Here is a 13198-nt window from a genome sequence, read left to right on the forward strand (position 1 = left end):
AGAAACTGCTCGCTGCCGGGGTCGCCATGCAGGATATGGTTCTCACCGCCTTCTTCGTAGTTCAGCACGAACTGAACAGCCACGCGGGCTTTGCCGGGCCATTCGGGATGGGGCGTGTTGCGGCCGTAGCCAATCAGGTCGCGTGGGTAGGAGGCGGTGGAATCGTAAGTCATAGGGATACGGATGAAAGTGCCATCGACAAATCGTTCGTTGGCAAATCGCGGTCGAAGGTCAGGCCTGCTTCCACGTGGTCCAGGTGCAGCTGCATCAGCTGCACCGCATGTTCGGCATCGCCCGCAGCCAGTGCGGTCACGATGTCGGCATGTTCTTCGTGCGAATGCTCGGCCGCCGATGCAGACTGGTACATCAGGGTGATCAATGCGCAGCGGGAAATCAGCTCGCCCAGCAACTGAGCCAGCACCTCGTTGCCCATGAGCTCGGCCATGCGCACATGGAAGTCGCCCAGCAGCTCGGTGCGCTGGCCCACGTCATTGGCTTCCATGGCCTTCTTCTCGGCAGCCACATGCTGCTTGAGGGCGCGAATCTTGGCAGCGCTGCTTTGCTTGACAAAGCTGCGCACCATCTCGGCCTCGAGCATGCGGCGCACGGCAAACACCTGGCGCGCCTCGTCCACCGAGGGCGTGGCCACAAAGGCGCCGCGGGCGGGCTCGAGCCGGATGAGACGGTTTTGCGAAAGCTGGAACAGGGCCTGGCGCACCAGGGTGCGGGAAACTCCAAAGTGGTCGGCCAGCTTTTGCTCGGCCAGCTTGGTGCCGGGCATCAGGCGATGCTCGACGATGGCCTTGGTCAGGCTTTCGACAATGAAACTGGTGGTGGAAGTTTCCATAAATCCATCATAGCGGTTGAAGACAAGTTTTGTATACAGTTTCTGTTCACCAAACATGGTGTTTGTATCGATGTTCAGGCGCAGAAAGCTGTGCGCAAGCGCGCAAACCCAATGGGAGCAAGGGCTTGCAACATTGGTGTTGCAAAGATCAGCAGTGTTGTGACTGGGGGCCCTCTGTAAGGGAAAAAAGCCCGAATGCACAATGCGCAGCTATGCAAGCACAGAATACATCCTCGCGCGCGCAGGCCGCGGCAACGCCTGTTCCCCAGCAAGACCCGGCTGGCTTTCTGCGTCATCTGTATGACGTGGCGGTGCGCAATGCCCTGCCCATCGAGGGGCTGGCGCGTCATCTGCCCAAGCCGCCCAAGGGCCGCACGCTGGTGCTGGGTGCCGGCAAGGCCGGCGGCTCCATGGCGCAGGCGCTGGAAGCTCTGTGGCCGCAGGATGCGCCACTGTCGGGCCTGGTGGTGACGCGCTATGCACATATTCCCCCACGCCCCGAAGGGCTGGCCCAGCGCCTGGAGGTGGTGGAAGCCGCCCACCCCGTGCCGGACGCGGCTGGTCTGGCTGCGGCCGAGCGCATTCTGGCGCTGACCGAGGGCCTGATGGCCGATGATCTGGTGATCTGCCTGATCTCCGGCGGCGGCTCCTCCCTGCTGACGCTGCCCGCCGAAGGCATTGACCTGGCCGAGAAGCAGCGCATCAACAAGGCGCTGCTGGAGAGCGGCGCTGCGATTGGCGAGATGAACTGCGTGCGCAAGCACCTCTCGCGCATCAAGGGCGGCCGTCTGGCAGCCGCCTGCCATCCCGCCAAGGTGGTGACGTTGACCATCAGCGATGTGCCCGGCGACGATCCTTCGGTGATCGCCAGCGGACCCACGGTGCCGGACGCGTCGACCTGTGCCGACGCACTGGCCATCCTGGACCGCTACCAGATCGGCATTCCCGAGTCCGTGCGCGCTGCGCTGCAAGCCGGCGAGCTGGAGACGCCCAAGCCCGGCGATGTCCGCTTTGAAGGCCATGAGGTGCATCTGATCGCCACGCCCCAGCAGTCGCTGGAAGCGGCCGCGGCTGCCGCCCGCGTGGCCGGCATTGCCGTGCACGTGCTGTCCGACGAGATGGAGGGCGAGTCGCGCGAGGTGGGCAAGGTCCATGCGGCGCTGGCGCGTGCCGTGGCCAGGCATGACCAGCCTTTTGCCAGGCCCTGCGTGATTCTCTCGGGTGGCGAGACCACGGTGACCATCCGCCCGCGCCAACCCGGTGCAGCCAAGGGGCGCGGCGGGCGTGCTGGCGAGTTCTGCCTGGGTCTGGCCCAGGCCCTGCAGGGTCAGGAAAAGGTCTGGGCGCTGGCGGCGGACACCGATGGTATCGACGGTGTCGAGGACAACGCGGGAGCCCGTGTCTCGCCCTGCACGCTCAAGCGCGCGGCAGAGCTGAATCTGCGCATCAGCGATCACCTGGACCGCAACGATGCCTATGGCTATTTCTCGGCACTGGGCGATCTGGTGATCACCGGTCCCACGCACACCAATGTCAACGACTTCCGCGCCATTCTGATTCTTTGAAACCATCAAATTGGATAGCTGCTTGCGCAGGCTATTCAACGGTTTCAAATAGAAAAATATCTGCAGCCACCGTTCATCAAGCGGTAGCTGCTATTTTTATATAGCTGCAGTGTAAAACTGGCGCTACCCATCCCAGTGCTCCGAGCAAGAGCCGCCTCGCGGCGAAGGAGCAGTCCCCCTCCGTTAGCGCGCAGCGCGTACAGAGAGGGGAGGGCGGGGCCGCCTAGGCGCGAAGCGCCTCAGGGGGAGCTAGCCCCCTCTTGGCAGATCCTCCCACCAGGCATCGTCGAACTTGCCCTGCAAAAAGGCGATGAAGGACTGCACCTTCTGCGGTACCAGGCGCGGTGAGGGGTAGACGGCGTGGATTTCCTGTTCGGGCAGGCGGCAGGTCTTGAGCACTTCCACCACGCGGCCGTCCTTGAGCGAGTCCTGGGCCACGTAGCGCGGCAGGGCCGCGATGCCCATGTGCGAGCGGGCCGCGGCCAGCAGGGCCGAGAGATTGTTGGAGCGCAGCCGCCCGGTGACGGGAATCGACACCGGCTCGCCGCTGGCATTGCGCAGGCGCCAGATATCGTTGCCCTGCACGCTGCTGTAGATCAGCGTGGAATGCTCCTTGAGGTCCGAGGGGCGGCGCGGCGTGCCGTGCTTGCGCAGATAGGTGTTGGAGGCCACCAGCACCCAGGGATTGACGCCCAGCATGCGCGCGCCCAGTGAAGAGTCGGCCAGCTTGCCCAGGCGCAGTGCCACATCGATGCCGTTGGCCACCAGATCGGTGTAGCGGTCCTCGAAGCTCAGATCGACCTGCACCTGCGGGTTGTGCTTCATGAAATCCATGGCCAGCGGAATGAGCACCCGGCGCCCGAATGCCACCGAGCTGCCGATGCGCAGCTGACCCTGGACCTGGGTCTGGCGTACCTTGACCACGTTCTCCGCCTCGGCCACGTCGCTGACGATGATCTTGCATTTTTCGTAGTACAGCGCACCGGCCTCGGTCAGGCTTACGCCGCGTGTGTTGCGGTTGAGCAGGCGCACCTTGAGGCGAGCCTCCATGGCCGCGACCTGCTTGGTCACGGTGGGCTGGGTGGTGGCGAATTCCTGCGCCACCTTGGTGAAGCTGCCGGTCTCCACCACGCGCACAAACATGTGCATCGCGTCGAGTCTGTCCATGGATTTGTCTCCTATTTATTCTTGGGTGGAATAAATTTTATGGTCTGAGAGCGGCTTCCAGCAAGCAAGGGTCTTGACTAAAGTTCAACCAAGTTTTTAGGAGACCCTCATGGCCAAAATGAAAGCAATCGACGCCGCAGTCCTGGTGCTCGAAAAAGAAGGTGTAACCGTGACGTTTGGTGTGCCCGGCGCGGCCATCAACCCGCTGTACGCTGCAATGAAGAACCACGGCGGCATCGGTCACATTCTGGCCCGTCACGTCGAAGGCGCCAGCCACATGGCCGAAGGCTACACCCGTGCGGTGGCCGGCAATATCGGCGTGTGTATCGGCACCAGCGGCCCCGCCGGCACCGACATGATCACCGGTCTGTACTCGGCCAGCGCCGACTCCATCCCAATCCTGTGCATTACCGGTCAGGCACCTCGCTCGCGTCTGCACAAGGAAGACTTCCAGGCCGTGGACATTGCCTCCATCGCCAAGCCCGTGACCAAGTGGGCCACCACCGTGCTGGAACCAGCCCAGGTGCCACGTGCCTTCCAGCAGGCTTTCCACCTGATGCGCTCCGGTCGTCCCGGCCCCGTGCTGATCGATCTGCCCATCGATGTGCAGCTGGCCGAGATCGAATTCGACATCGACACCTACGAGCCCCTGCCTGCCTACAAGCCAGCCGCTTCGCGCAAGCAGGCCGAGAAGGCCATCGAGATGCTCAACGAATCCGAGCGTCCCCTGCTGGTCTCCGGTGGCGGTGTGATCAACGCCGATGCTTCCGATCTGATGGTCGAGCTGGCCGAGATCCTGAACGTGCCCGTGATCCCCACCCTGATGGGCTGGGGCACCGTCCCTGACGATCACCCCCTGATGGTCGGCATGTGCGGTCTGCAGACCAGCCACCGCTACGGCAACGCCAACATGCTGGCTTCGGACTTCGTGTTCGGCATCGGCAACCGCTGGGCCAACCGCCACACCGGCTCGGTCGAGGTCTACACCAAGGGCCGCAAGTTCATCCACGTGGACATCGAGCCCACCCAGATCGGCCGCGTGTTCGCGCCTGACTACGGCATCGTCTCCGACGCCAAGGCGGCTCTGGAGCAATTCGTTGCCGTCGCCAAGGAGTGGAAGGCTGCCGGCAAGCTCAAGTGCCGCAAGGCCTGGGTGGCCGAGTGCCAGGGTCGCAAGAACAGCGTCGAGTACCTGCGCAAGACCAACTTCGACAACGTGCCGATGAAGCCCCAGCGCGTCTACCAGTGCATGAATCGCACCCTGGACCGCGACACCACCTATGTGTCCACCATCGGTCTGTCGCAGATCGCCGGTGCCCAGTTCCTGCACGTGTACAAGCCCCGCAACTGGATCAACTGCGGCCAGGCCGGCCCTCTGGGCTGGACCACTCCCGCCGCCCTGGGCGTGCGCGTGGCCGACCCCCAGCGCAAGATCGTGGCGCTGTCCGGCGACTACGACTTCCAGTTCATGATCGAAGAGCTGGCCGTGGGCGCGCAGTTCAAGCTGCCCTATGTTCACGTGCTGGTGAACAACAGCTATCTGGGTCTGATCCGTCAGGCACAGCGCGCTTTCTCGATCGACTATTGCGTGCAATTGGCGTTCGACAATATCAACATGGATGAGGGTGATGCGACCCGTGGCTACGGCGTCGACCATGTTAAGGTCGTTGAAGGCCTGGGTTGCAAGGCGATCCGCGTTCATCGCGCCGAAGACTTTGCCCCCGCCATGCAGCAGGCCGAAGCCTGGATGGCTGAGCACAAGACCCCTGTGGTGATCGAGTGCATCCTGGAGCGTGTGACCAACATCTCCATGGGCGCCGAAATCGACAACGTGGTCGAGTTCGAAGACCTGGCGACCGAAAAGGCCGACGCGCCCAGCGCACTGGCCCTGCTGGACTGATAGGAAGACTCCCCCTGAGCGGCTCCGCCGCTTCCCCCTTTCTCTGCGCGGGAGGGGGCGACGCCTTCGCTGGGGGGCGCGGCCGGCTTAGGCCCTTGCTTGGCGTCTAGCGCCTGCAACTATTAACGATTACCGGAGACTTTTATCATGCCCCGTTTTGCAGCCAACCTGAGCATGTTGTTCACCGAGGTGCCTTTCCTCGAGCGTTTTGAGCGTGCCGCAAACGCAGGCTTTGAAGCCGTGGAGTTTCTCTTCCCCTACGCTCATACTGTGGAAGAGATCAAGGAGCGCCTCGACGCCACCGGCCTGAAGATTGTTCTGCACAACCTGCCCGCTGGTGACTGGGACGCAGGCGAGCGCGGCATTGCCTGCGACCCCACGCGCGTGGACGAGTTCCGCGCCGGCGTGGCCAAGGCCGTGACCTATGCCCACGCCCTGGGTGTGCCCCAGCTCAACTGCCTGGCCGGCAAGGTTCCTGCCGGTGTTGACGCTGCCGTGGTGCGCCGCACTTTCGTGGAAAACCTGCGTTTTGCTGCCGCCGCCCTGAGCGCCGCCAACATCCGCCTGCTGATCGAGCCCATCAACCCCTTCGACATCCCCGGCTTCTACCTGAACCGCACGGATGAAGCGCTGTCCATCCTGGACGAAGTGGGTGCACCCAACGCCTTTGTGCAGTACGACATCTACCACGCCCAGCGCGTGGAGGGCGAACTGGCTGCCACCATGCAAAAGCAGCTGGGCCGCATCGGTCACATCCAGCTGGCTGACAACCCCGGTCGCAACGAACCCGGCACCGGCGAGATCAACTACCCCTTCCTGTTCGCACACCTGGATCGCATCGGCTACGACGGCTGGATCGGTTGCGAATACAAGCCCGCCAACGGCACCGAGTCCGGCCTGGGCTGGCTGCAGAAGATCGGCGGCTGGAACAAGGTCGCAGTGGCTGCCTGAATGGATGAAAAGGCCTGTGGCGCCTGCTCGCAAAGCGCCATCGGCCATCGAATTTGAGTATCAAGAAAACTGAGGAGTACAACCATGAACGCATCGTCTCTCAAGCTGGGCTTTATCGGTCTGGGCATCATGGGCGCGCCCATGTGCGGCCACCTGATTGCGGCCGGCCACCAACTGTTCGTCAACACCGTGGGCAAGGTGCCTGCCAACATCGCAGAAACCAGCGCCACCCAGTGCACCACTGCTCGCGGTGTGGCCGAGCGCGCCGACATCATCTTCATCATGGTGCCCGACACTCCCGACGTGGAGAAGGTGCTGTTCGGTGAAGACGGCGTGGCAGCCGGTCTGAAGGGCAGCTCCGGCAAGATCGTGGTCGACATGTCCTCCATCTCGCCCGTGGCCACCAAGGACTTCGCCAAGCGCATCGAAGCCGCTGGTGCCCAGTACCTGGACGCTCCCGTCTCCGGCGGCGAAGTCGGGGCCAAGAACGGCACCCTGTCCATCATGGTCGGCGGCCCCGATGCAGCCTTCGAGCGCGTCAAGCCCCTGTTCGACAAGATGGGCAAGAACATCACCCTGGTGGGCGGCAACGGCGACGGCCAGACCGCCAAGGTGGCCAACCAGATCATCGTGGCTCTGAACATCGAAGCCGTGGCCGAAGCCCTGCTGTTTGCATCGCGCGCCGGTGCCGATCCAGCACGTGTGCGTGAAGCCCTGCTGGGCGGTTTTGCCTCTTCCAAGATCCTGGAAGTGCATGCCGAACGCATGATCAAGCGCACCTTCGACCCTGGCTTCCGCATTGCCCTGCACCAGAAGGACCTGAACCTGGCCCTGTCCAGCGCTCGTCAGCTGGGCGTGTCCCTGCCCAACACCGCTCAGGCACAAGAGCTGTTCAACAGCTGCGTGGCCCACGGCGGCGCTGCCTGGGATCACTCGGGCATGGTGCGTGCCCTGGAAATCCAGGCCAACTTCGAAATCGGTCAGAAGGCTGAATAAAGAGAGGTGGGGAGGGCGGCCACTGGCCATGCGTACGGCCAGCAGCCGCCTCAAGTAAAAGCCGCGCTCGGGGGAGCGCGGCTTTTTTTATTCAGCGTCAGTACCCCATGGTTTTTCCGTCGGGGTTGCGCGGATCCGAAGCGCCGCGCAGCAGGCCGTCTCGGATCTCGATGGTCTGAGTGCGGCCCATGGATGCCTTCAGTGCCACCTTGTGGCCCCATTGCCTGAGCAGGGCCAGCGTATCGGGGCTGAAGCCTTTTTCAACGCGCAGCTCGTCAGGCGTCCACTGGTGATGAAAGCGCGGCGTGGCCGCAGCCTCGGCCGGGTTCATGCCGAAGTCGATGTGATTGACGATCTGCTGCAGCACCGTGGTGATGATGCGCGCTCCGCCCGGACTGCCGGTGACGAGGACCGGCTTGCCGTCCTTGAGTACCAGGGTCGGTGTCATGGATGACAGCGGCCGCTTGCCGGCCTGCACGGCATTCGCGTCGCCGCCCACCAGACCATAGGCATTGGCCACGCCGGGCTTGGCCGAGAAGTCGTCCATCTCGTTGTTGAGCAAAATCCCCGTGCCCCTGGCGACGATGCCGCTGCCGAAATTGGTGTTCAGCGTATAGGTCACGGCCACCGCGTTGCCGGCCTTGTCCACCACGGAGTAATGGGTGGTCTGGTCGCTTTCATAAGGCTGGGGCCTGCCGGGCCGGATGTCCTTGCCGGGCCTGGCCTGCTGGGGTTTTATGCTTGCGGCCAGCTCGCTCGCATAGCTCTTGGAGATCAGCCCCTTGAGCGGAATCTTCACGAAGTCCGGGTCGCCCAGATACTCGGAGCGGTCGGCATAGGCGAGCTTCATGGCCTCGGTCATGTAGTGCACGCTTTGTGCGCTGTCGGCACCCCATTGATTCATGGGCCAGCGCTCCATCATGTTCAGGATCTGAATCAGGTGCGCGCCGCCCGAAGAGGGCGGAGGCATGGTCACGATCTGGTAGCCGCGGTAGCTGCCGCGCACGGGCTCGCGCTCGGCCACCTTGTAGTCGCGCAGGTCCTGCAGGCTGAGGGCATTGGCGTGCGGCGCCATCTCCGCCACGATCTTCTGCGCGATCGCGCCCTCGTAGAAGGCCTTGGCACCTTGCTGGCTGATCAGGCGCAGGGACTGCGCCAGATCCTTTTGCACCAGCCTCTCGCCGCTTTGCAGCGGAGCGCCGTTCCTCCAGAAAACGGACTGGGTGGCGGGCCAGCGGCCCATATTCTTTTTTTCCTGCTCCAGGGTCTTGGCCAGGGTGACGCTGACAGGATAGCCCTTGTCCGCCAGCGCAATCGCGGGAGCCATGACCCTGGCCAGCGGCATGCTGCCCCAGCGCGAGAGCGCGTGCGTCATGCCGGCCACGGTGCCGGGCACGCCTACGGCGTAATGGGTGTAGAGCGATTTGCCGTCGATGACCTTGCCGGCGGCATCCAGATACATATTGCGCGACGCGCCCCTGGGGGCCACTTCGCGGAAGTCCAGTGCAATGTCCTTGCCGTTCCGTGCGTCGTGCACCATCATGAAGCCGCCGCCGCCGATATTGCCGGCATTGGGCAAGGCCACGGCCAGCGCAAAACCCACGGCCACGGCGGCATCGACGGCATTGCCGCCAGCCTTGAGAATATCCACGCCGATCTGCGTGGCCAGCTCCTGCTCCGAGGCCACCATGCCGTTCTTGGCGATGACGGGGTGAAAGACATCCAGCTCGAAGTCATAGGCAGCAGCGGCTGCCTGGGCGGCGGCGGTCTGGGTGACGGCAGGCGCTGCAGCCTGAGCAGTGGCATCGTGACCGATGGCCGCGCGTTCGTTGCGGGCGGGCTCTGGTGTGGCCGTGCTGCTGCAGGCGCTCAGGCCGGCCAGAGCGATGAGCAGGCTGGCTGCCAGGGCGGTGGTGCGCAATTGCATGCGTTGTCTCCTGTTCGCTTGATGAATCGGGCCAGTGTATAGAGGCTGAAAAGAAGCCAACCGGGCAGAGCTGGCTATGTGCCTGAAAGTCAAGGCAGAAAAGCCTTTGATGGAGTACAGAAACTGTATACACTTTCACGATCAAAGCGCTGCGCTCATGCGCGAGCAGACTTTGTGATGGCATAGATGTTTCAGGGCTTACGCAAACAGGAATGCAACAACGGCCTGCCTTCTGAGGCGTTGTCCTGCCTGAACCCGTTTTGCGTAAGTCGTGTGTTTGATACAACCAAGGGCAGTGGCAAACTGCCTGTGAGGAGATTTCCATGGGCCTGAGCACCCACGTTCTCGACACCATGAATGGCTGCCCCGCCGCAGGCATGGCTGTCGAACTGTTTTCCACTGAAGGCGACAAGGCCACGCTGATCAAGAGCCTGGTGCTCAATCATGACGGCCGCACCGATGCGCCGCTGTTCGACAACAACACGCTCAAGGTCGGCACCTACCGCCTGACCTTTGACGTTGCGGCCTACTTCAAGGCCCGTGGCGTGCAACTGCCCGAGCCCAGCTTTCTGAACAAGGTGAGCCTGGACTTCGGCGTGGCCAATGTGGAGCAGCACTACCACGTGCCTTTGCTGGTCAGCCCCTGGAGCTACTCCACTTATCGCGGCTCCTGAGCGGGACGTGAGTCTCTCGAAGCGGGAGACATGGCAAAAACAAGAGCGGCTTGCGCACGTCATTTCTTGGTTTCAGCATTAAAAGGCATTGAAACCAAGATATGACAGGCGCAAGCCGCTCCTGTTTTTAAAGACTTATTTGCCCTTGGAATAAGCCATGGCCACGACCAGGGCGCTCACGAAATAAAAGGCCTGCAGCTCCAGCGCCCAGCCGCCAGTGCTGTTGAGCATCAGAATCTGCCGGGTGTGCATCAGCGCAAATGCCACCACCATATTCACCGCAATCACCAGTGCGGCGGGTACCACCCACAGGCCCACCAGCAACAGCAAGGGCGCGACCACTTCGCCCAGATAGACCGCATAGGCGAGAAATCCCGGTGCACCCAGACTCTCGATCTTCGCCTCTATGCTGCCTATGCCATAACGAATCTTGGCCCAGCCGTGCAGCAGCATGAGCAGGGCCAGGGTGACACGCAGCACAACCAGAGCTGCTTTGGGGTGGTGAAAGTAATTCCAGAACTTCATGAATTTCCAGTCGTCCGCGCGATGCTTATATCAACAATGCTAGCGCCTGTTTCAGACAATTCGTCTGATTGCCTATGGATGAGGCCAAGTGTTGTCTTGTGTTCATGTTGTAGGTCTTTTTCGACAACTGCTCTTGCCTTCTGTAGGCCAATGGCGCAAGCTGTAACCGCTGAGTTTTATCGGCAACGCTGCGCACTAGCATCGTGCCAACCCTGTTTCTGACAGCTTTGCATCGGGGGGATGTGCAAAAGCGACTCAATGTCGGACTGCAGGACCTTCTACCTCTGAAATGTGTCTACACATTCATCCCATGAAAGGATATAGGTATGCGTCAAATTTCTCTGCGTTCTGTTGCGATGGCTGCTGCACTGGCTGCCGGTGCCTTGACCATGACGGCCTGCACCACGACCAAGCCTGACACGGCATCGGCTCCCCGTGCCGATTCCACAACGGTCAATACCCGTGCCAATGCAGCTCTGGAGCGCCTGTACCAGACCGCACCAGGATCCAAGGAAATGGTGCAACGCGCCAAGGGTGTGCTGATCTTCCCGTCGGTGATTGGCGGCAGCTTTGTGGTCGGGGTGGAGCATGGCCGCGGCGTGCTGCGCGTGGGCGGTCACAACCGTGGCTTCTACAGCACGACAGCGGCCTCTATCGGATGGCAAGCTGGTGGTCAGTCCAAGGCTGTGATCTATGTGTTCAACACACAGGAAGCGCTGGACAAGTTCCTCAAGAGCGACGGCTGGTCCGTGGGGGCTGATGCCACCGTGGCAGCAGGCAAGATCGGTGCCAATGGCAGCGTGGACACCACGACTGCCCAGGCTCCGGTCACCAGCTATGTGCTGACCAACGCGGGCCTGGAGGCCGGCGTATCGCTGCAGGGCACGAAGATCACCAAAGTGGTCGAATAAGCCTCGCCTGGCTTGTTGCAACAAAAAAACCGGCCTTGGCCGGTTTTTTATTGTCCGATGCGGCTCGCTGCATCGCTGTGCGCTTTTACTCGCCCAGCTGACCTTCGGTCAAGGTGTCGAGCTGGAAGCGTCCCGACTTGTCCCACAGCCAGGTGTCGGTATAGGTCACGCTGCGACCCGGGGCTGGGAAGGGGGCTGCGGAGCGCACGGCTCGCTCGATCTCGGCCACCACTTCGGGGGCATGACCTGGCTTGCGCATCCAATGCAGGTTTTTCACGCGGCCCTGGCCGTCGAGCTGAACCTGCAGCACGCCGATCGCATACAGCATAGGCGGCAGCATGCCCTGGTAGATGCGGCCGGAGTTGCGTTCATACAGATGCTGGGCAGCCTGCTTGCGATAGCCGGGGCTGGCCTTGTCGGCAGGCGTTGTGCCGATGGATGGGCTTTGAGGTGCGATCTGACAGGCGGTCAGCACCGCTGCAACGGCAGCCATCATCCCGGTCCGCAGCCAGTTCAGGGGGCGGCGGGCTGTTGTGGCGCGGGTGGGGTCGTGGGTTTCAGACATGACGCCAAGCGTAGCCGCAAATGGATGGAGGCAGCGGCCCGGGGGCACAATTCTGACGCCTCCTCGTGAAAAATCTGCAACGACTCGTCAAATCCGGTCCGGATATGCATCCGATTAATGTGCTCATACGCTTGTCTGTCTATTGCGACTCGCAAAATGCATGAACATCGGTCATCAAAGCAATCGGCGTTCAGTCATGTGGAGCGAAACACAGCAAGGAATCTTGAACCGTCTGGCGCAGCAGCCGCTGTGCTGGGTGCAGGTACAGGCCACTCGTGGCTCCGTGCCCCGCGAGGAGGGGGCCTGGATGGCGGTGTTCGCCGATGAGGTGATGGGGACGATCGGCGGCGGTCATCTGGAATGGCAGGCCATTGCCCAGGCGCGCCAGCTGCTGGCGCAGTGGAACGCAGACCCCGCAGCCTTGCGCGAGCATGTCCAGCGGTATGCGCTTGGCCCCAGTCTGGGGCAATGTTGCGGCGGTGCGCTGGAGCTGCACTTTGCATGGTTTGACGCCCGCGATGCTCAACGTCTGCGGGCCTTGATGCCCGAGCCGTCGCAATGTGTAGCCTTGTTCGGCGCGGGCCATGTGGGGCATGCGCTGGTGCGCATTTTGCGCAGCTTGCCGTACCGCGTGATCTGGGTGGACAGCCGTGATGCAGTCTTTCCCGTGGAGGAGCAGATAGGGGTGCAGTGCGAGCATTCCGATCCGGTGCAGGCCGCGGTGGCAGAGTTGCCGCCACAGTCGCAGGTGCTCATCATGAGCTTCAGCCATGCCGAAGACCTGGAGGTGGTGGCGCAATGCCTGCTGCGCCAGCGCGAGCGAGGAGATCTGCCTTTTGTGGGGTTGATTGGCAGCAAGACCAAATGGGCCAGTTTCAGCAGCCGCTTGCGCAGGCGAGGGTTCAGCGATGCAGAGTTGGCTCACATCACCTGCCCGATCGGCGTGCCTGGCATTACCGGCAAGGAGCCCGAGGTGATCGCTGTGGCGGTGGCGGCACAGCTTCTGCAGCGCTTGTCTGCGAGCTGATGGTGCAATGAATGCCCTGATCTGGTGCGTGTGGCCGCAAACATGCTGTTACCGGCCCTAAAAATCAGGCCCGATCCTTGCATATCGCTCTTGTATTAGGGAAATCTCTAGGGTGGTTTATCCCTGATTCGAGAGTTGCGGCA

General features: G+C 62.3%; 12 protein-coding genes and 1 pseudogene. 7 read left to right on the forward strand and 6 right to left on the reverse strand.

Annotated features, from left to right (window positions below):
• Both JAO85_RS19665 and JAO85_RS19670 read right to left on the reverse strand, forming a co-directional pair.
• Positions 1-173, reverse strand: a pseudogene (locus JAO85_RS19665) (allantoinase); the annotation flags it as partial.
• Positions 170-847: a GntR family transcriptional regulator gene (locus tag JAO85_RS19670; RefSeq protein WP_019043607.1), complete on the reverse strand. Its 678-nt coding sequence runs from the start codon at positions 845-847 to the stop codon at positions 170-172. The gene JAO85_RS19670 and the pseudogene JAO85_RS19665, both read right to left, overlap by 4 nt.
• A 212-nt stretch (positions 848-1059) precedes the next feature.
• Between JAO85_RS19670 and JAO85_RS19675 the strand changes: the two genes are divergently transcribed.
• Positions 1060-2412, forward strand: coding sequence for a glycerate kinase (locus JAO85_RS19675; protein WP_202788819.1), 1353 nt, complete (start codon positions 1060-1062; stop codon positions 2410-2412).
• A 249-nt stretch (positions 2413-2661) separates the two neighbouring features.
• On the opposite strand, the gene JAO85_RS19680 is transcribed toward JAO85_RS19675, so the two are convergent.
• The gene (locus JAO85_RS19680) at positions 2662-3579 is read right to left on the reverse strand and encodes a LysR family transcriptional regulator (RefSeq protein WP_003052436.1); all 918 of its coding nucleotides are present in this window, start codon (positions 3577-3579) and stop codon (positions 2662-2664) included.
• A gap of 109 nt (positions 3580-3688) precedes the next feature.
• Here JAO85_RS19680 and gcl point away from each other — a divergent pair, with 109 nt between their 5' ends.
• From gcl to glxR, 3 genes are all read left to right on the forward strand, one after another.
• A complete protein-coding gene (gene gcl / locus JAO85_RS19685) occupies positions 3689-5479 on the forward strand; it encodes a glyoxylate carboligase (RefSeq protein ID WP_012839516.1) in 1791 nt (596 codons plus the stop codon).
• Positions 5480-5626: 147 nt separating this feature from the next.
• Complete coding sequence (gene hyi, locus JAO85_RS19690) at positions 5627-6430, forward strand: hydroxypyruvate isomerase (protein ID WP_039048398.1); 804 nt, start codon at positions 5627-5629, stop codon at positions 6428-6430.
• Positions 6431-6514: 84 nt separating this feature from the next.
• Entirely contained in the window at positions 6515-7426 is a 912-nt protein-coding gene (glxR, locus tag JAO85_RS19695; protein ID WP_003063991.1) for a 2-hydroxy-3-oxopropionate reductase, read from the forward strand.
• A 97-nt stretch (positions 7427-7523) separates the two neighbouring features.
• Here glxR and ggt read toward each other — a convergent pair whose 3' ends face one another.
• Entirely contained in the window at positions 7524-9353 is a 1830-nt protein-coding gene (gene ggt, locus JAO85_RS19700) for a gamma-glutamyltransferase (RefSeq protein WP_202788820.1), read from the reverse strand.
• Positions 9354-9676: 323 nt separating this feature from the next.
• Between ggt and uraH the strand changes: the two genes are divergently transcribed.
• Positions 9677-10027, forward strand: coding sequence for a hydroxyisourate hydrolase (gene uraH / locus JAO85_RS19705; RefSeq protein WP_003070903.1), 351 nt, complete (start codon positions 9677-9679; stop codon positions 10025-10027).
• A 135-nt stretch (positions 10028-10162) separates the two neighbouring features.
• On the opposite strand, the gene JAO85_RS19710 is transcribed toward uraH, so the two are convergent.
• On the reverse strand, positions 10163-10552 hold the full coding sequence (locus JAO85_RS19710) for a DoxX family protein (RefSeq protein WP_003073280.1): 390 nt from the start codon (positions 10550-10552) through the stop codon (positions 10163-10165).
• A gap of 326 nt (positions 10553-10878) precedes the next feature.
• On the opposite strand from JAO85_RS19710, the gene JAO85_RS19715 reads away from it, so the two are divergent.
• Complete coding sequence (locus JAO85_RS19715) at positions 10879-11463, forward strand: YSC84-related protein (RefSeq protein WP_039048395.1); 585 nt, start codon at positions 10879-10881, stop codon at positions 11461-11463.
• An 85-nt stretch (positions 11464-11548) separates the two neighbouring features.
• On the opposite strand, the gene JAO85_RS19720 is transcribed toward JAO85_RS19715, so the two are convergent.
• Positions 11549-11959, reverse strand: coding sequence for an energy transducer TonB (locus JAO85_RS19720; protein WP_012839511.1), 411 nt, complete (start codon positions 11957-11959; stop codon positions 11549-11551).
• 265 nt (positions 11960-12224) lie between these two features.
• Between JAO85_RS19720 and xdhC the strand changes: the two genes are divergently transcribed.
• A complete protein-coding gene (xdhC, locus tag JAO85_RS19725) occupies positions 12225-13055 on the forward strand; it encodes a xanthine dehydrogenase accessory protein XdhC (RefSeq protein WP_202788821.1) in 831 nt (276 codons plus the stop codon).
• The last annotated feature ends 143 nt before the right edge of the window (positions 13056-13198 follow it).

The organism is Comamonas sp. NyZ500, assembly GCF_016772095.1.
In the GTDB taxonomy this organism is placed as follows: Bacteria; Pseudomonadota; Gammaproteobacteria; order Burkholderiales; family Burkholderiaceae_C; genus Comamonas; species Comamonas thiooxydans.